The organism is Mesonia profundi (assembly GCF_031085155.1).
Lineage (GTDB): Bacteria > Bacteroidota > Bacteroidia > Flavobacteriales > Flavobacteriaceae > Mesonia > Mesonia profundi.
In genome coordinates, this window is sequence record NZ_JAVHUL010000025.1 from 1 (window position 1) to 17520 (window position 17520).

The following is a 17520-nucleotide window of genomic DNA, read 5'->3' on the forward strand; positions in this document are numbered from 1 at the left end:
AACATTTGATATCCGTTTTTTAACACCTAATCATCATCTCTTAAATTTCCAAAAGGCTGATCTTATTGCATGCAACGGATGTGTATAAGAACAGTAGGGCAGATTTGCACGCTATCCATTCGGTTAAACACAAGCCGAATTTTTAAATTTTTCTTATTACTTTTTTTTCTCAATAAGCCAAATTTAAAAATTTGGCGACCTTGCAAATGTGCTTTGTCCATTGGGTTAAGCACTCATTGCCCTATTGTTTTTATACGTTGTTAGCCCTCGTTATTCCTCGGTTATTCTATTTCTTCGTATTCTTCCTCTAATTCATTTTCTACGTGGTCTTTCCCGTGAATTTTATCGTGACACTTTGTACAAAGAACCATAATATTACTTAATTCAGATTTTCCTCCTTCAGAATATAATTCCTTGTGATGATATTCCGCCTCTTTGTAATCTTTAAATTCAATTTCACAGTTTGGGTATTCGCAATGTCCGTTCGCCTTACGAAAGGCTGTAATTTTTTCTTCGTCATTGATTTGTCTTCTGTCGTCCAATTCTGAAACATTGTATTTTTTTAAGAATTCGTCAATCAGTATTTTTTTACGAAGTGTTAATATTTTTTCTGACCAACCACCTCGAACATTATCGTAAAATCTTTGATAATTGGCTTTTGAACTTCTAAATGACTCGTCATATACTTTTAAGTGAAATGACTTAATAAAGTTTCTTAAATTTTCCTCTTGTCCTTTGAGTGAATAGCCAACCTTTAAATCTCTAACCATCGTATAAACGGCGATTACCCAAGCGTGTTTTTCAAGATATTTATATTTTCCCGGTTCTTTTGGGAAGCTTTTTTCGAGAAAATTTAGAATACTTATTGAATTTTTATATTCTTTTGAATTCTTGCTTAAATCTTTGTGCTTGTCGAAAAATTTATAAAGTTCGTTAGAGCCCATTTGTTTTGCTCCGTACATTTCGTAGAATAGCATTCTTGCCGCATCTGGAAAAACTCCGTATCTGTTTTGAGAAAGACCGACTGAATGTTTCATAAAATCGTGATTTGCTATTTCACGCATACATTCGACAATAGTACCTGGCTTTGCGTTTAATCTTTCGCCTAATTGAAGTGGTTTACCTCTCTGCAAACGAGAAAAAATCATACGAACACGTTCATCATCGTAGTCCTCCATTATATGAAAATTCAATTTATAATTTAGGAATTTTGCCTTTTGTTCGTCGTCAAGTGCTTTGTCGGAATTGAAAGTCAAACCGTGATTTTCTAATCCTGAAAACTTTTTGTTAAGAGGTAATTTGTTGTCGAAAAATTGTTTGATGCAATGTAATCTTTGTTGTCCGTCAACAATGTAGTATTTGTTTTCATCAGATTTATAATTCATAAAGAAAATCGGAAGCGGTTCTTCTCTTAAAATAGTATCGATTAAACATTGTTTGTCCGTTTTTGACCAAGCATCAACAGGTCTTTGATAAGTTCTGTCAACAATGTATTTATTTTTATCGTTAAGAAAATTTTGAATGGTTGGCATTTATATTTTAAATTTTAGTTCGGTTTTTCTTTAATGAGGGCTAACGGTTTAGTATATGAAAAGTGCGAATATATTAATCCGATGTTTCGTAAGGGAACAAATAAACTAAAGTTGCACTATGCATAGGAACAACACAAAGTAAGCATTTTTTATATACATTGTTGTATGCAGTTATTATTTAATCGTATGAGTTTTAAGTCGGATGAACTTTTGTCAGATGAACAATTAGCAATAATGAAAGAAGAATGTTATTCTGTTTACGAAGATTGTATGCGCAAATACACTAAAATGCTTCCTTATCTCCACTTTGCAAGTCATTCTTTCCATTCAAAATCGGGATTTTTGACATTTACAAACAAAGACGATTATAAATTATACACAGAACATCTTAAAAATCTTTCAGACGCTCTTGAACCCATACGTAAGCATTTTGGTATTCGTTAACCACTCTTAAATTTTGTTTTTTCTTAATTTTAGGTAAAGTATATTCACATATATATTTTAACCTTTCTAATGTTTCCTTTTTTGGTTTTATTGGGTAGTTCTGTCCTTTAATGATAACCATATCATTCTTTAATTCAGTCGTAATTCCTCTTACAAACCCAGTTGGATTGAATATAATATCAGCATAACTTTTGTCAATGCACTTGTCTAACATTGCATTATACTTTATTTCATTCATTTTTTCTTTATCTTCTTGACTTATTTCCATATTTGTCTTTCTATTATCTCTATTGTTTTAATTGCATACAACGGTTTTGTGTATGATTAGTGGCGTGTTTAAGCACCTAATTTAGCAAATAAAAACCGAATAGAAAATCCGCGAGGATTTTCGTAAGTAGGCGAGAACCAGCCATTAATTATACACGGTGTTGTGCGTTCGGCTTTATTTTCTCTTTATAAACTTTTATTTTGATGTCTGTTTTATAATTTCTTTCTATAATAGTGTTTTTCGAATCCTTTTGGAAAATCAGTTTCCGTTCCAATTTTTATAAATCCGAGTTTTTCATAAAATTCAGGTGCTTGAAATGAAAAAGTATCCAAACTTACAAATCTACAATTTCTATTTTTAGCTTCTTTTTCGGCTTCCTTAATTAATTTCCGACCAATTCCTTCGTTTCTATTTTCGGTTTTCACAACGAATGTTTTAATCTCTAATGTTCCCCAAAGTGAACGTCCATAAAGACCACCAATAATTTCATTCAGTTCATTTCGTGCGATTATCTCAATCGGTTTATTAATTTCTTTTTCGAACTGTTTTGTTTTACTCAAATTATATTCAACGAGTAATTCCACAACCCTGTCGTAGGATTTTTGGTCAATTTTATCAGTTACCTTTAATTTCATTTCAAATTATGTCAAAGCTTATTTAGTTTAGGTCAAGTTAATATTTTTAAGATTCCGATTAAAATTCCGCTTTATTTTTCGTTCGTAAATATCTAAATGTTTGAATTTTAGCTCAATTTTCGATGGTTTGTTCAGCTGACGCACAACTAGTTATATCAGCTCAAATATACACCTTTAACGTTAAAATTTGCGGGATAACAACACTTTTTCGTAATTATATCCCGTTTCTTTCAAATGCATGACTGCCGTGTATAACGGACTTCTAGTTTCCAACAAATCTTTCCTAGTGACGTGCGTATAAATTATATTGGTTTCAGGCCTGCTATGTCCCAAAAGCAAATGAATATACCGCAAATTAACAGCACCCTCCAACATCTGTGTGGCATCAGAATGCCTTAAGGTGTGTGGCGTTACTCGTTTTAAAATTTTGCATGTTGACAATATTTTTAAATAAAAAGCTAACTACTGGAAAGCTTATGTATCTCTATGTAATTGTAGGGTAAAGGCAGCACACTTTCGGCTAAGAGTACCGTTTTATCATTTCTTCCTTTGCCCGAAACAATACATATTTGCTTCCGGTCCACATCAATATGTGTCACTTTCATCGCAAGTAATTCTCCTATACGCAAACCAGAAGAATAGATGAGCGCCAAAATAAACCGATGTTTTAAATTTTTGGTAACCTGTAAAATACGAATCACTTCCTCTTGAGAAAGTACGGTAGGTAATGTCCTGCTTTTTGTAATGCTGAAAAGAGAAAACCCAAAAAAAGTGCCTCCTAACGAGGAAGCACTTTTTTGACTTTAGAATTCTTTTTGTAAAACAACTATTCTATATTTTTCTTTTTAGGTTCGTCTTTATACCATGTTAACAACTCCACTTTAGTGTTGGGACGGTTGGTTTTAATAATATTAGCAAATTTTCTTACATCGGCATACCCATTCTCACCTTTATAATGATAAGGATAAACCACTTTAGGTTCAAAGTCTAAAACTGCATCGGCAGCAGTAGAAACAGGCATGGTGTAAGGTAAATTCATGCAAACAAAAGCTTTGGTAATTCCTTTTAGATTTCTCATTTCAGGAATATCTTCCGTATCTCCGGAGATGTAGATTCGCTCGTCTTTCCAAGAGAGCACATAGCCGTTTCCTCTTCCTTTAGGATGATACTCTAAGGCTTCTTTGCGCATATTATACATAGGAATGGTCTCAACAAGCAACCCATCTATCTTTTTTTCATCTCCATTTTTCATCATAATGGTGTTGGGATGAATCTCTTGGGGTAATTGATCTATGACAGCTTTGGGAGCTATAATTTTTACACCTTCAGTAAAGATGTATTTTATCGTTTTCATATCAAAATGATCTCCATGAATGTCGGTAATAAAAATATGTGTAGGAGCTTGTTGTCCTTTATAATAATTTTTTTTGCCCGTAGGATCAATATAAAGCACGAAATCTCCCATGCTTAAAATCATAGAAGCATGTTCAATAGGCGTAATTTTTACTTCGTCTTGTTCAGCTTTTTGCTCAGCAACAGGATCGCTAATATCTATTTTTTTATCAGCTTCATTTTTACAACTTAAAAAAGTGACTAGCGTAAAGGCCAATAAAAGAGGTATTTTTTTCATAGTATAATTTAGTGTTTATTTAGTTTCGGGTCTAATAAAATCTGATACAAAATAAGATAATGCTTTCGCTATAAGCGGATTTTTTCCCGCATCTGCTTCACAAATATGCAAATAATGTACGTGTTGTTTCTTGGCTAGATTAATAAAACTTCTAACCTCGTTAGTCGTAAATCCTGAAGGCGTCATCGCACTGCTATCAAAATCCTGAATCGCATCACAATCTAGCTCTAAGGCAAATTTATTCTTTGCAAAGTCTATAGCGCGTTTAAATTTTATCAATTTATCGATGGTCGTTAAATGCAAGTAGTCTTCAAATAAGCTGTAACTCATGGTTTTATCATCATTTATCATATCAAAAATATAACGCGGAGTATAATTTTGATGAATCCCCACCATGGCATAATACTCTAGAAAGCCTTCTTTTTTAGCATAACTAAAACCATTTCCGCTATGACGGTAATTGGGCGTTCGCAAATCGGTATGAGCATCAATATTGAGCACGTTAATAGACTGCTCCAAAGCTTTAGAACAGCCTTTAATATTGCCGTAACTGTTGTTATGACCTCCGCCAATAATAATAGGTATTTTCTTTAACGAGACAATCTTTTCCACCACTTGGCTTAGCATATCGTCAATTTCGGGAAGCATCTCTCCAAGTGTTCTTGGGTCTTCTATATTCTTCGCTTTTTGTAGGAAATCATCGGTTTTTATATGTCCTAAAACCACACAATCGTTCCCATTGTAAGCATTATACTGAATATTTAAAAAAGCTTTTAAAAAAGGTTCCCAAGTATTTGATGCGCCGGGTTTCCCTAGATTGGCACGTATTCCAATATCTTCAGGGATTCCAAAAATTACGTAGTGGGCAGCGGTATTTTCTAATTCTTTAAAAGAAGAAACGTAGTTGATGCTTTCTCCCAATTTGGTCTCGCCGTCTCTGGAATTGATATACGCTTTCGCGGAATTTTCGGTAAGGAAATTAAAAAAATTCATAGTCAAATTAGTTAATAGGTTTCCCTTCTAAAAATACAGATTCTATATGATTGCTACCAAAAGAGTAGGGTAAAAATCCGTAAGAAGGAATAGATTCAGTAAGTATTAAATTGGCTTTTTTTCCTTTGGTGATAGAGCCGTGGGTTTTAGAAATTCCCATTGCATAAGCTGCATTGATCGTCGCCGCATTAATCGCCTCTTCTGGCGTCATTCTCATCTTAATGCAAGCTAAAGAAACTACGAGATTCATATTTCCGCTAGGCGTGCTTCCTGGATTATAGTCGGTGGCCAATGCTAAGGGCAATCCTGCGTCGATGATCTCTCGAGCCGGAGTGTAAGGGATGCTTAAAAACAGCGAGCAGGAGGGAAGTGCCACCGGCATGGTATCGCTGCCTTTTAAAACTTCTATGTCTTCTGGCGTCATCACTTCTAAATGATCTACGCTTAGCGCGGAATTCTCTACGCCAGCCTTAATCCCGCCAATAGAATTAAACTGATTTACATGAATTTTTGCGGGTAAATTGTATTTTTTACCGGCTTCCATAATGCGTACGCTATCTTCTACCGTAAAATAACCTTTCTCACAAAAGACATCTACATAATCTGCCAATTGCTCCTCGGCAATTTTAGGAATCATCACGTTTACAATTTCATCGATGTATTCTACCCTTCGGTCTTTATATGCTTTCGGTAAAGCGTGAGCTCCCAAGAAGGTCGCTTTAATATGAATAGGAGAATCCTGCTTCAGTCGTTTAATTACGCGAAGCATTTTTAATTCCGCGTCAAGCGTTAACCCGTAACCCGATTTAATCTCGATGGCGCCCGTACCTAATCGCATCACTTCTTTTAACCTAGTTAAGGTTTGCTGGTAAAGGCTTTCTTCGTCGGTTGCTTGTAATTTTTGGGCGCTATTTACAATTCCGCCGCCTTTATTGGCAATTTCCTCGTAGGTTAAGCCGTGAATGCGATCTACAAATTCTTGTTCTCTATTGCCAGCATAAACCAAATGGGTGTGAGAATCTACCCAGCTGGGTAAAATAATTTTTCCGGTAGCATCAATAGTAGAATCGGCTTCTAGGAAAGGAAGAGAATCCATCGTTCCAAAATCTTCAATAAGATCGTCATGGAGAAGAAGCCAAGCATTTTTTATGCTCGGTAAGTCCTTCATTTCTTGGCCTTGTAATTTATCTATAGAGGTGTGTCTAACCTGTAGGAGTTCTTTGATGTTCGTAATAAGTGTTTTCATAAAGATAAAGATATAAAAAGCTTCGAAATAACTCCTTAAAAAGTGGCGTATTATTAATAAAACGGGCGTAAATAGTCTAAATTGATAGATGAAACCCATAACAATAGAGTAAATCTATTTTACTATAAAAAATTATAAGAAAACTTTAGGTTTATAATAGAAATAAGCCTGTATTTTTGTAGTAGAAAAAGAAATAATTTAGTAATCATAAAATTTATAAATATGTCTATTGTAGGTAAAAAATTTCCAAATTTAAAAGTAAACGCTATGAACGAAATGGGCGATACTTTTCAGATTAACGTGTTAGAAGAAGCACAAAAAAACAACAAGAAAGTAGTCCTTTTTTGGTACCCAAAAGACTTTACATACGTGTGTCCAACCGAGTTACTTGCTTTTCAAGAAGCTTTACCAGAATTCGAAAAGAAAAATACAATTGTAATTGGAGCGTCTTGTGACACGGCAGAAGTTCACTTTGCATGGTTAAACACGGCTCAAGATAATGGTGGAATCGAAGGCGTATCTTACCCAATCTTAGCAGATTCTAACAGAAACTTAAGTTCTAGATTAGGGATTTTAGATATCGAAAATGAGCAGTACGACGAAGAGTCTGGTGCAATCACTGTAGATGGAGACAATGTAACCTATAGAGCTACTTACTTAATCGATGAAGAAGGAACGGTATTTCACGAAGGGATCAACCATATGCCATTAGGTAGAAACGTGAAAGAATACTTGAGAATGATTGATGCTTATACCCACATTCAAAAAAACGGAGAGGTTTGTCCTGCCAACTGGGAAGAAGGAAAAGAAGCAATGACAGCAGATAGAGAAGGAGTAGCTTCTTATTTGTCTAAATAATATTTCTAATTTTTCCTTTACGGAATTGTTAGAAGAAATTTACCAACCTGCTAGGTCTTACTTGCCAGGTTATCAAAAACAAGAATCATTTAAATGTTTGGGAGGTACCTCCTGAAGGTTTAGTCCTCAACTAGGAAAAAAAATTGCTATGGTAAAAGAGTTAGAAAAAGACAATTTAAGCGAAATAGTTTCAGATCATGATACGGTTGTGGTGCAATTCATGGCGGGATGGTGTGGAAACTGTCGCTTAATGAAGCCTAAATTTAAAAAATTAGCTTCAGAAAATGAAAACGCACATTTCATATTAGTAGATGCAGAGAAATTTCCCGAATCAAGAAAATTAGCTAAAGTTGATAATTTACCAACTTTTGCTACCTATAAAGGAGGTTCTTTTGTCAACCAAGTGCAAACCAATAAATTAGAATCATTAAAACAGATTGTAGATGAAGTTGCCAGTAATTAGACACCTGCAGAAAAATAATGAACAACAGAAACTAGAACATACCTTAGAAGTTCTAGAATCCTTTACAGAACACCGCTCGGTGACTGAAAATGATATGGATGTAATTGGAGAATTAATCACCAATATTTGTGGCGCTATAGAAGTACACGAAATGATTGATGGAGGAATGGCAGAAAAAGATGCCGCCAATAGCTTTGCAAAAAAAGTGATGGGTTCTATTGATAGATAACATTCTTAAAATACAGATACAAATACAAATACAAAAAGGCTGCTTTTTTAAGTAGCCTTTTTTTTTATGGATTTATGTTAAGGTTATCAGATTATGGTTACTTTTAAACTTTATAAGGAAAACGATGAAAGCTAATTTTATTACTAAGCGATTAAAAGGCGGAATCTATGCCATGAAAGGTTTTTATTTGCTATTAAAGACCGAACCTAGCATACAAGTGCAAGCGGGGATTTCTATACTCATGGTTGTTGCAGGATCTTATTTTGATATCTCTAGAGAAGAATGGATGCTGCAAACCTTAGCTATTGGATTGGTAATGAGTTTAGAAGGCGCCAATACCGCCATAGAAGAAATAGCCGATTTTATTCATCCAGAGTTTCATACCAAAATAGGACTGATTAAAGATTTTGCAGCGGGCGCTGTTTTTTTTGCCGCCGTAGCCGCCGTAATCATAGGAATACTAATCTATTACCCTTATATTGTCAATATTAATCTATAAAGCGTAAAATTTCCTGCCTAGAATTTGCAATCATATTTGTATTTTAGCGGCTTATTTAATTGTAAATGGCGAAGAAAAAAACAAAAGCAAAAAAGACAAAAAAAGCTTCCTATAAACTTCCTAAAGTGAATTTCACCAGGAAGCATAAAGTGCTTCTAGGTAGTTTTTTATTGCTTTTAGGGCTTGCCCTCATGATTGCTTTTGTCTCTTTTCTATTCAATTGGAAATACGATCAAGATACGATAGGTCATTTCGCCGACAGACAGCTAGAAACCAAAAACTGGCTCAGTAAATTTGGGGCAGAAGTAAGTCACTTTTTTATCTATAATGGTTTTGGTGTTTCTTCTTTTAGCATTGCTATATTAACTTTTTTAACAGGTGTTTACCTTTTCTTAAATCTTAAAACTAAATCCTTGATAAGTTTTTGGTTTTGGGGAATTTTAGTGATGCTTTGGTTGGCGACGGTACTCGGTTTTTTTGCCGATAAAAATGCTTTGCTAGGCGGAGTGATAGGCTTTGAAACCAACGATTTTCTTCAGGACTACTTGGGCTTTGCAGGAACTGTATTAGTACTTATTTTTGTACTTATAGTTTATTTTGTGATTCGGCTTAATGTGACGCCAGAGCTTATTGGTGGGTATTTTAAGAGAACTCGAGATGAAGTGACGCAAGATTTTGAAGATTCTAAAGCGAAGGAAGAAAAAGTTCTTCAGGATTTTTTAGAGAAAGAGAAAGAGAATCAGCCTCCAAAAGAGGAGCCTAAGCCGATAAGTGATACCAATAGGGCTTCCGCGGAAGCGAAAAAAGAAGTTAATCTAGCGCCAACTCCACCTCCAACTCCAGAAACCAAGGTTGAGCCTCAACCCGAACCTAAACCTGAAAAAATTGTAATTGAAGGGAATAAAGAGGACGGCGATGTTTCTATGGAAGTGGAAACCACCGTGGAAGAAGAGGAAGAAGTAGGTAACCTGAGTAAAAAACTGGTGAAAGATTTTGGAGAGTTTGATCCTACGCTAGAGCTGAAAAATTATAAATTTCCTAGCACAAATCTTTTAAAAGATTATAATGCTGGCGGTGGCGGAATTACCATTAACCAAGAAGAACTCGAAGAGAATAAAAACAATATTGTAAGGACGCTTAAAAATTACAAGATTGAAATTGCTCAAATTAAAGCGACGGTAGGTCCTACCGTGACTTTATATGAGATTGTACCTGAAGCTGGAGTGCGTATTTCAAAAATTAAAAACCTAGAAGATGATATTGCCTTGTCTCTTGCAGCACTAGGAATTAGAATTATTGCACCTATTCCTGGAAAAGGAACAATCGGGATTGAGGTGCCCAATAAAAACTCGACCATTGTAAGTATGCGATCGGTGATTGCTTCTTCCAAATTTCAAAATGCAGAAATGGAACTTCCGGTGGCTTTAGGAAAAACCATTTCTAACGAAACCTACGTGGTAGATTTAGCCAAGATGCCTCACCTGTTAATGGCAGGAGCTACGGGTCAGGGTAAATCGGTTGGATTAAATGCCGTGCTTACTTCGCTGTTGTATTCAAAGCATCCCGCCGAAGTTAAATTCGTGCTGGTAGATCCCAAAAAAGTAGAACTTACTTTATTTAATAAAATAGAAAGACATTACTTGGCGAAGCTTCCTAATTCTGAAGATGCCATTATTACCGATAATACCAAGGTGATTAATACGCTTAATTCTTTATGCATTGAAATGGATAACCGTTACGACATGCTTAAAGACGCCATGGTTAGAAATATTAAAGAATATAACGAGAAGTTTAAAGCAAGAAAATTAAATCCGGAAAACGGGCATAAATACCTTCCATATATTGTTTTGGTGGTCGATGAGTTTGCCGATTTAATTATGACTGCTGGGAAAGAGGTAGAAACGCCTATTGCCAGATTAGCACAATTAGCGCGAGCAATTGGAATTCATCTAATCATCGCCACACAAAGACCCTCTGTAAATGTGATTACAGGGATGATTAAAGCCAACTTCCCAGCAAGAATCGCCTTTAGAGTGACCAGTAAAATTGATTCTCGAACTATTTTAGATACCGGGGGAGCCGATCAATTGATAGGAAAAGGAGATATGTTGTATACTCAAGGGAATTACTTAGTGCGTTTGCAATGTGCTTTTGTAGATACGCCAGAGGTAGAACGAATAACAGATTTTATTGGATCTCAAAAAGCATATCCAGATGCGCATTTACTGCCAGAGTATGAAGGGGAGGAAAGTGGCACAGGAGTTGATATAGATGTAAGCGAAAGGGATAAACTGTTTCGCGAAGCTGCCGAGATTTTGGTGATCGCTCAACAAGGTTCTGCTTCTTTACTTCAACGAAAGCTAAAAGTAGGTTATAATAGAGCCGGTAGAATCGTTGACCAGTTGGAAGCAGCGGGAATAGTAGGACCTTTTGAAGGAAGTAAGGCTAGACAGGTATTGATCACCGATTTAAATGCCTTAGAAGATTATTTAAATAACGAATAAATAAAGATAATGAAAAAGATTTTTTTATTAGTTGCAGCTATAGGACTTACCAGTTTTGCACAAGCACAAAATTCGGCGAAAGCAGAAAAACTTTTAAATGAGGTGTCTCAAAAAGTAAAATCTTACAACAATATGGTGGTAGATTTTAAATACACCTTAGAAAATACCGAAGAGAATATTAAACAAGAAACCAGAGGAGATGTAAGCCTTAAGGGAGAGTTATACCGACTTAACCTGATGGGAATTACTCGGGTTTTTGATGGTAAAAAATTATATACCATTGTTCCTGAAGACGAAGAAGTTACCATTTCTACCTACAATCCTAAAAATGACCAAGGGATTACGCCTTCAAAAATGCTTACGTTTTACGAGGATGGCTATACGTATAAATGGGATATCACTCAGAATGTAAAAGGAAGAACGATTCAGTATATCAAATTGAATCCTATGGATTCTGATGCAGAAATCAAAGAAATTTTATTGGGAGTAGATGTGCAAACCAAGCATATCTATAACTTGATTCAGCAGCAGGATAATGGGACCAAGGTAACCATAAGAGTAAATACGTTTAAAACAAATGAGCCACTTTCTAATAAGTTATTTTCTTTTGACGAGAATAAATATAACGGCTATTACATCAATAGACTGGAATAATTGAAAATCATAGATAGGTACATATTCACTAGCTTTCTAAAAACCTTTATTGCAGTTTTTACGATTCTAATGTTCATTTTTTTACTGCAAACCATCTGGTTATATATATCAGAGCTTGCCGGTAAAGATTTGGACTTTTTGATTATTGGACGCTTTCTATTTTATTTTGCTCCCAACTTAATTCCGCTGGTATTGCCATTAACCATCTTGGTGACGTCGATTATGACGTTTGGTGATTTTTCAGAGAACTATGAGTTTGCTGCGATGAAATCTTCCGGGATTTCACTGCAGCGAGCTATGAAAAGTCTCATTATATTTGTTTCCTTTCTAAGTATTACGGCCTTTTTTTTCGCCAATAACGTTATTCCTTGGGCAGAATTTAAATCGATTAACTTGAGGAAAAACATCTCAAAGTTAAAACCGGCTATGGCAATCGTAGAGGGTGCTTTTAATGAAATAGGAGATATAAACATTAAGGTAGATGGCAAATCTGGTAAAAATGATCAGCTTCTTCGTACCGTAACCATTCATAAGAAAAACCCAGAGAGAAGAGGGAATTTTACGGTTATTAAATCGGAAAGGGGAGAACTAGTAGGAGATGAAAATTCAGATATTTTATCGCTTATTCTTTTTAATGGAAACTATTACGACGAAGTTCAGCCTAATGATTATAAAGCGAGAAGAAAAAAACCTTTTGTAAGAAGTTATTTTGATGAGTATAAAATTAATATTGATTTATCGACTTTTAATGAGGTAGATTTAGAAGAGGAGAAATTCAACTACTCGTACAAAATGTTGGATAGTGAAGAACTAAGAATCGCTTTAGATTCTCTTTCTGAGGATTTGAATCAAGATAAGAAAAACTTTTCAAATAACATTATCAATAGAAGTGGAGTAGAGCAAATAGGAATCAATCTTAAAAAACCTAAAGACACATCCCAAATAAAGAGTATTGTTGCTAAAACGCCTCAAGGAGAAGAGCCTATAAATTACCATATTAAAAATATAGATGAACTCTATGATTCTTACGACCTTCGAGACCAGCAGCAGCATTTAAATATTGCCATAGGAGGGATACGAGGAACGCTTTCTAATATAAAAGGAAAGAAAGAAATTTTACAGAAAAAGGCAACGACTATTAATAAAACCGAAATTCAGTTGCACGATAAATATGCCCTAGCCATGGCGTGTTTTATATTGTTTTTTGTGGGCGCTCCATTGGGAGCCATAATTCGTAAAGGAGGCTTGGGTTTACCCATGGTGGTAGCGATCTTGCTATTTTTAACCTATCACTTTATAGGAATATTCGCTAAAAATAGTGCAGAAAATGGCGCTGTAAGTCCATTTCTCGCTTCTTGGTTGTCCACATTTATTATGCTTCCGTTAGGCGTATTTTTAACGTATAGAGCAACCACAGACCAAGGCTTTTTTAACCCTGATGTAATACTTTTACCCATTAAAAAATTCTTTAGAAAAATAGGATTAGCAAAGAAAGAGAAGAAATAGATACTTAACTTTGCAAAAAAGAAAATAAGATGACTCAAGATACTAAACCTACCCAGATACAACTCCATACCGTAAAAGAAGCCATAGACGATATTCGCCAAGGAAAGATGGTGATTGTAGTAGATGATGAGGATAGAGAAAATGAAGGTGATTTTATCGCTGCCGCGGAAGCTGTAACGCCAGAGATGATTAATTTTATGGCCAAGCATGGTCGCGGACTTATTTGTGCTCCGCTTACCGAAGATCGTTGTGATGAATTAGCGCTTAATATGATGGTAGACAACAATACCGTGTTGCATCATACACAATTTACGGTCTCTGTAGATTTAATAGGTCACGGTTGTACTACAGGAATCTCAGTTCACGATCGCGCCAAAACCATTAAATCTTTAGTAGAGAAAGAAACTAAACCTCACGATTTGGGAAGACCAGGTCATATTTTTCCGCTTAAAGCGAAAAATGGCGGAGTTTTAAGAAGAACAGGACATACAGAAGCTTCTGTAGATTTAGCACGATTAGCAGGCTTTGAGTCGGCTGGAATCTTAGTAGAAATATTAAACGACGATGGAACGATGGCGCGTTTACCGCAATTGGTAGAAGTTGCTAAGAAGTTTGATCTTAAACTAATTTCTATTGAAGACTTGGTGGCATATAGAATGCAACACGATTCGTTGATTGAGAAAAAAGAAGACTTTGATATTGAAACCCGTTTTGGGCATTATAGAATAAGAGCTTATAAACAAACTACCAACAATCAGGTACACATTGCTTTAACTAAAGGAAATTGGAGTACAGAAGAGTCGGTTTTAGTGCGCGTAAATTCTACCTTGGTCAACAACGATATCTTAGGAACACTTACCAATAACGCCGATAAGAAGCTGGACGAAATGTTTAAAGCTTTAAACAAAGCGGAAAGTGGTGCCATCGTATTTATTAACCAAGAGATGGCGAACCTAAATATATTAAGTAGATTAGAAGAACTAAAGATTTTACAAGAAAACGGAGAGATTAAAGCTCCAAGTTTGGCTTTAGACAATAAAGACTTTGGAATTGGCGCACAAATTCTTCACGATTTAGGCATCCATAAAATAAAATTACTTTCTAACTCTAAGCAAACCAAAAGAGTAGGAATGATAGGTTACGGACTTGAAATTACCGAATACGTTAATTACTAAGTTCTATTTTTATAATGTAGCGTCGTGTCGTCCATTGTTTTCCTAACTTTTTTAAATTCGGCAAACATATCATCTTCGGCACGATAACCTATAGGAAGAAGCAAGGTAGGTTTTAAGTGGAGTTTTTTCAAGTCTAACACCTCTGCCAATTTCTCAGGATGAAAACCTTCCATAGGGCAGGAGTCAATCTTTTCTAAAGCGCAGACCGTAAGTAAATTCCCCATAGCAAGATAAACTTGATTTTTGGCCCAAGCATCGATTTTGTCTTTACTACTTTTTTCAAAATCTTTCAGAAGAAAATCTTGAAACGGATTTAAGATGGCATCGGGCGTATCTCTAATGTCTTTTACGCGCTTAAAATAACTAAGAATAAACTCTTCATCTATATCATCCTCAATGCATAAAATAAGTAGATGCGAGGCGGAGCTTATTTGCTCCTGATTAAAACACGACTCCATAAGTTGCTGCAATACCTCTTGCTCTTCAATAATCATCATCTTTATAGGCTGCAAACCATAAGAAGTTGCCGTAAGAGTAAAAGCCTTTTTTAGGATAGCAATTTTATCTTCAGGAATCTTTTTTTCAGTATCAAATTTTTTAGCAGCGTAACGCCATTCTAGCGAATTTATAACATCCATCAACTTAAACTTTGTTTATATTTTTGGCAATTTACAAAGATTCAAAGTCATTTTATAAATTCTTAGGCTTCTTATTTTGCAATACTTTCAAAACAGGTAGTACAGAAACTAAGCGGTATAGGAGAAGAAAACTTTTAGTTGCTTAAGTCTATAAAATTCTCTTTCTGCGGAAAAAAGGCTTAAGCTTGTTGCTTTAAGAATTATCAGCTAAAATCTATTTTTTTCATCTTCACAAAGTATATTTGTATAAAATAACTTTTATGAAATCCACAATTATAATTTTTTTGGTTTTTCTTATCTCTTTAACTGCTCAATCACAGCTGGTTATTAATGAATTAGATTCTGATAGCGACAGCATTGACGATCTTGAGTTTGTAGAAATAAAATCGAACACTCCTAATTTTAACCTTGACGGATATGTAATCGTGTTCTTTAATGGGTCCAACTCGGGAGGAAACAAAAGCTATTTAACTTTCGATTTATCGGGTTACACTACAGATATTAACGGATTGTTGTTGATGGGAAGCAGTCAAGTTTCTCCGGTACCTCAATACATCATTTATCCCAACTTAATTCAAAATGGCGCCGATGCGGTTGCTATATATCAAGCTGCTTTTACAGATTTTCCTGAAGGTACTTTGGCCACACAAACCAATTTAATAGATGCTTTGGTGTATGACACCAGTGATCCAGACGATACTACCTTGATGTCTCTTTTGGGCGAAACCGTGCAAATTAATGAAGATGAAAACAACAATAAAGATTTTGAATCTATTCAGCTTAATAATGACGGAGTAACCTATACGGTAACCACCCCAACCCCAAGACAATTAAATGATGGGATGGGAATTATCTTAAACGGATTAAGTATTTCTACAACGGCAACTCAATATGAGGAAGGCGATACGTTTGATATTACTTTTACGACAGAAAATGCGGTAGCACAAGATCAAAGTTTCGGGTTTACCTTAAATAACGCCGGTTTTGATGCGGCAGATTTTACCGGAAATACTACGCTTACAATTCTTAACGGAAACAATTCCGTGACAACGAGCATACAATTGATAGACGACGCTATAGATGAAGGTGACGAAATAGCGGTGATTCAATTAACGAATTTGCCTACTGATTTTATTGCGTTAAACGACCAAATAGAATTGCGTATTGTAGATAATGATTATGTGATTTCTTCGTGGGGAACTCCAACAAATCCTACCTACGGAACAGTGGCTAACACGAAACCTGGTGGATATTATGCCGCTATTGATGGCTTATCTAACACTAATTTAACCAACGCTTTGCAAGGCATTATCGCAGAAGAAGGCGTGGTAAGAGCGCAAACGTATGCCGATGTGATTGATATTTTAAAAGAGGCAGATCAAAATCCAGAAAACAGCAACGAGGTTTGGTTGGTGTATTTAGAAATTCCTAGACCTAAATTAGATTTCCAAACCACCTCTAATAATGTTGGAACTTGGAATAGAGAACACACGTATCCTAGATCTAGAGCGGGTTATTTTAGTATTGATGATGATGATTTTGCCGATGGAAAAGATATTTTTTGGAACACTACAGCAGATTCACTTCGTCATGGAAATTCAGACGCTCACGCTTTAAGAGCGGTTGATGGTCCAGAGAATAGCTCTCGAAACAATCAACATTACGGGCAATATACGGGTCCGCAAAATACGCAAGGAAGTTTTAAAGGAGATGTGGCGAGAAGCGTTTTATATATGGCGATTCGCTATAATGGTTTAGAAATTGTGAATGGTTTTCCAGAAAACGGAGCTGGAGAATTGGGAGATTTGGCCACTTTATTGGACTGGCATAGGAATGACCCACCAGATGATTACGAAATGAACCGTAATAATGTCGTTTACGAATGGCAAAAAAATAGAAATCCGTTTATTGACTATCCAGAATTGGTAGAATATATTTGGGGAAATGAAGTAGGGAGTACTTGGGAAAATCCTTTAAGTGTAGATGATGTGAATGAGAATGCAATTAGCGTTTATCCTAATCCGTCAAGCGGAAGTATTTTCGTAACCGGAATAAAATCTCAGTTTAGCTTATCTGTTTATAATATTACCGGACAAAAATTAAACACTTTGGATGCGATTTCTTCTGAAGAAATTCAGCTGAATCTACCTAGCGGAATTTATTTAATTCAACTAAAAACTGGACAACAACAATATACCAAGAAATTGATTATTCAATAGCATACAACTTGCTTATAATTAAAATCT

General features: G+C 35.4%; 18 protein-coding genes. 9 read left to right on the forward strand and 9 right to left on the reverse strand.

All coding sequences use genetic code 11. The annotated features are described in order from the left end of the window. Window positions 1-281: 281 nt before the first annotated feature. The 8 genes from RBU60_RS09810 to hutI all read right to left on the reverse strand — a co-directional run bounded on the left by RBU60_RS09810 (window position 282) and on the right by hutI (window position 6748). On the reverse strand, window positions 282-1532 hold the full coding sequence (locus tag RBU60_RS09810; RefSeq protein ID WP_308864730.1) for a GmrSD restriction endonuclease domain-containing protein: 1251 nt from the start codon (window positions 1530-1532) through the stop codon (window positions 282-284). A gap of 388 nt (window positions 1533-1920) precedes the next feature. After that, a complete protein-coding gene (locus RBU60_RS09815; RefSeq protein ID WP_308864731.1) occupies window positions 1921-2244 on the reverse strand; it encodes a hypothetical protein in 324 nt (107 codons plus the stop codon). 212 nt (window positions 2245-2456) lie between these two features. Continuing rightward, window positions 2457-2879, reverse strand: a complete 423-nt coding sequence (locus RBU60_RS09820) for a GNAT family N-acetyltransferase (RefSeq protein WP_308864732.1) — start codon at window positions 2877-2879, stop codon at window positions 2457-2459. A gap of 180 nt (window positions 2880-3059) precedes the next feature. After that, the gene (locus tag RBU60_RS09825) at window positions 3060-3320 is read right to left on the reverse strand and encodes a tyrosine-type recombinase/integrase (protein ID WP_308864734.1); all 261 of its coding nucleotides are present in this window, start codon (window positions 3318-3320) and stop codon (window positions 3060-3062) included. 17 nt (window positions 3321-3337) lie between these two features. After that, a complete protein-coding gene (locus RBU60_RS09830; protein WP_308864736.1) occupies window positions 3338-3580 on the reverse strand; it encodes a tyrosine-type recombinase/integrase in 243 nt (80 codons plus the stop codon). A gap of 125 nt (window positions 3581-3705) precedes the next feature. Then, complete coding sequence (locus RBU60_RS09835) at window positions 3706-4509, reverse strand: MBL fold metallo-hydrolase (protein ID WP_308864738.1); 804 nt, start codon at window positions 4507-4509, stop codon at window positions 3706-3708. A gap of 15 nt (window positions 4510-4524) precedes the next feature. Beyond that, on the reverse strand, window positions 4525-5502 hold the full coding sequence (locus tag RBU60_RS09840) for a formimidoylglutamase (RefSeq protein ID WP_308864739.1): 978 nt from the start codon (window positions 5500-5502) through the stop codon (window positions 4525-4527). A gap of 7 nt (window positions 5503-5509) precedes the next feature. Beyond that, window positions 5510-6748, reverse strand: a complete 1239-nt coding sequence (hutI, locus tag RBU60_RS09845) for an imidazolonepropionase (RefSeq protein WP_308864740.1) — start codon at window positions 6746-6748, stop codon at window positions 5510-5512. A gap of 222 nt (window positions 6749-6970) precedes the next feature. Here hutI and RBU60_RS09850 point away from each other — a divergent pair, with 222 nt between their 5' ends. The 8 genes from RBU60_RS09850 (at window position 6971) to ribB (ending at window position 14636) form a co-directional block, all read left to right on the forward strand. Next, window positions 6971-7606, forward strand: coding sequence for a peroxiredoxin (locus RBU60_RS09850; RefSeq protein WP_308864741.1), 636 nt, complete (start codon window positions 6971-6973; stop codon window positions 7604-7606). A gap of 148 nt (window positions 7607-7754) precedes the next feature. Continuing rightward, window positions 7755-8069 carry a thioredoxin family protein gene (locus RBU60_RS09855; protein ID WP_308864742.1) on the forward strand — a complete coding sequence of 105 codons (315 nt, stop codon included), beginning with the start codon at window positions 7755-7757 and terminating at the stop codon, window positions 8067-8069. Next, window positions 8050-8298 (forward strand): DUF6952 family protein, encoded by a 249-nt coding sequence (locus tag RBU60_RS09860; protein ID WP_308864743.1) that lies wholly within the window; start codon window positions 8050-8052, stop codon window positions 8296-8298. Before RBU60_RS09855 ends, RBU60_RS09860 begins: the two co-directional genes overlap by 20 nt. Window positions 8299-8422: 124 nt before the next feature. Beyond that, entirely contained in the window at window positions 8423-8797 is a 375-nt protein-coding gene (locus RBU60_RS09865) for a diacylglycerol kinase (protein WP_308864744.1), read from the forward strand. Between the two features lie 65 nt (window positions 8798-8862). Then, window positions 8863-11301, forward strand: a complete 2439-nt coding sequence (locus RBU60_RS09870; protein WP_308864745.1) for a DNA translocase FtsK — start codon at window positions 8863-8865, stop codon at window positions 11299-11301. A 9-nt stretch (window positions 11302-11310) separates the two neighbouring features. Further along, window positions 11311-11955: a LolA family protein gene (locus RBU60_RS09875; protein ID WP_308864746.1), complete on the forward strand. Its 645-nt coding sequence runs from the start codon at window positions 11311-11313 to the stop codon at window positions 11953-11955. Continuing rightward, a complete protein-coding gene (locus RBU60_RS09880; protein ID WP_308864748.1) occupies window positions 11956-13461 on the forward strand; it encodes an LptF/LptG family permease in 1506 nt (501 codons plus the stop codon). 29 nt (window positions 13462-13490) lie between these two features. Next, complete coding sequence (gene ribB / locus RBU60_RS09885) at window positions 13491-14636, forward strand: 3,4-dihydroxy-2-butanone-4-phosphate synthase (RefSeq protein WP_308864749.1); 1146 nt, start codon at window positions 13491-13493, stop codon at window positions 14634-14636. On the opposite strand, the gene RBU60_RS09890 is transcribed toward ribB, so the two are convergent. Further along, window positions 14633-15274, reverse strand: coding sequence for an NAD(P)H-dependent oxidoreductase (locus RBU60_RS09890; protein WP_308864751.1), 642 nt, complete (start codon window positions 15272-15274; stop codon window positions 14633-14635). The genes ribB and RBU60_RS09890 overlap by 4 nt on opposite strands. 260 nt (window positions 15275-15534) lie before the next feature. Between RBU60_RS09890 and RBU60_RS09895 the strand changes: the two genes are divergently transcribed. Further along, complete coding sequence (locus tag RBU60_RS09895) at window positions 15535-17493, forward strand: endonuclease (RefSeq protein ID WP_308864752.1); 1959 nt, start codon at window positions 15535-15537, stop codon at window positions 17491-17493. Window positions 17494-17520 lie beyond the last annotated feature (27 nt).

What these genes read in the sequence shown, in the direction of transcription:
- RBU60_RS09865 (WP_308864744.1), top strand. Translation starts at nt 8,423, where the DNA reads ATGAAAGCTAATTTTATTACTAAGCGATTAAAAGGCGGAATCTATGCC.
- RBU60_RS09870 (WP_308864745.1), top strand. Translation starts at nt 8,863, where the DNA reads ATGGCGAAGAAAAAAACAAAAGCAAAAAAGACAAAAAAAGCTTCCTAT.
- ribB (WP_308864749.1), top strand. Translation starts at nt 13,491, where the DNA reads ATGACTCAAGATACTAAACCTACCCAGATACAACTCCATACCGTAAAA.
- RBU60_RS09820 (WP_308864732.1), bottom strand. Translation starts at nt 2,879, where the DNA reads ATGAAATTAAAGGTAACTGATAAAATTGACCAAAAATCCTACGACAGG.
- hutI (WP_308864740.1), bottom strand. Translation starts at nt 6,748, where the DNA reads ATGAAAACACTTATTACGAACATCAAAGAACTCCTACAGGTTAGACAC.
- RBU60_RS09835 (WP_308864738.1), bottom strand. Translation starts at nt 4,509, where the DNA reads ATGAAAAAAATACCTCTTTTATTGGCCTTTACGCTAGTCACTTTTTTA.
- RBU60_RS09850 (WP_308864741.1), top strand. Translation starts at nt 6,971, where the DNA reads ATGTCTATTGTAGGTAAAAAATTTCCAAATTTAAAAGTAAACGCTATG.
- RBU60_RS09890 (WP_308864751.1), bottom strand. Translation starts at nt 15,274, where the DNA reads ATGGATGTTATAAATTCGCTAGAATGGCGTTACGCTGCTAAAAAATTT.
- RBU60_RS09855 (WP_308864742.1), top strand. Translation starts at nt 7,755, where the DNA reads ATGGTAAAAGAGTTAGAAAAAGACAATTTAAGCGAAATAGTTTCAGAT.
- RBU60_RS09895 (WP_308864752.1), top strand. Translation starts at nt 15,535, where the DNA reads ATGAAATCCACAATTATAATTTTTTTGGTTTTTCTTATCTCTTTAACT.
- RBU60_RS09840 (WP_308864739.1), bottom strand. Translation starts at nt 5,502, where the DNA reads ATGAATTTTTTTAATTTCCTTACCGAAAATTCCGCGAAAGCGTATATC.
- RBU60_RS09875 (WP_308864746.1), top strand. Translation starts at nt 11,311, where the DNA reads ATGAAAAAGATTTTTTTATTAGTTGCAGCTATAGGACTTACCAGTTTT.
- RBU60_RS09810 (WP_308864730.1), bottom strand. Translation starts at nt 1,532, where the DNA reads ATGCCAACCATTCAAAATTTTCTTAACGATAAAAATAAATACATTGTT.
- RBU60_RS09815 (WP_308864731.1), bottom strand. Translation starts at nt 2,244, where the DNA reads ATGGAAATAAGTCAAGAAGATAAAGAAAAAATGAATGAAATAAAGTAT.
- RBU60_RS09860 (WP_308864743.1), top strand. Translation starts at nt 8,050, where the DNA reads ATGAAGTTGCCAGTAATTAGACACCTGCAGAAAAATAATGAACAACAG.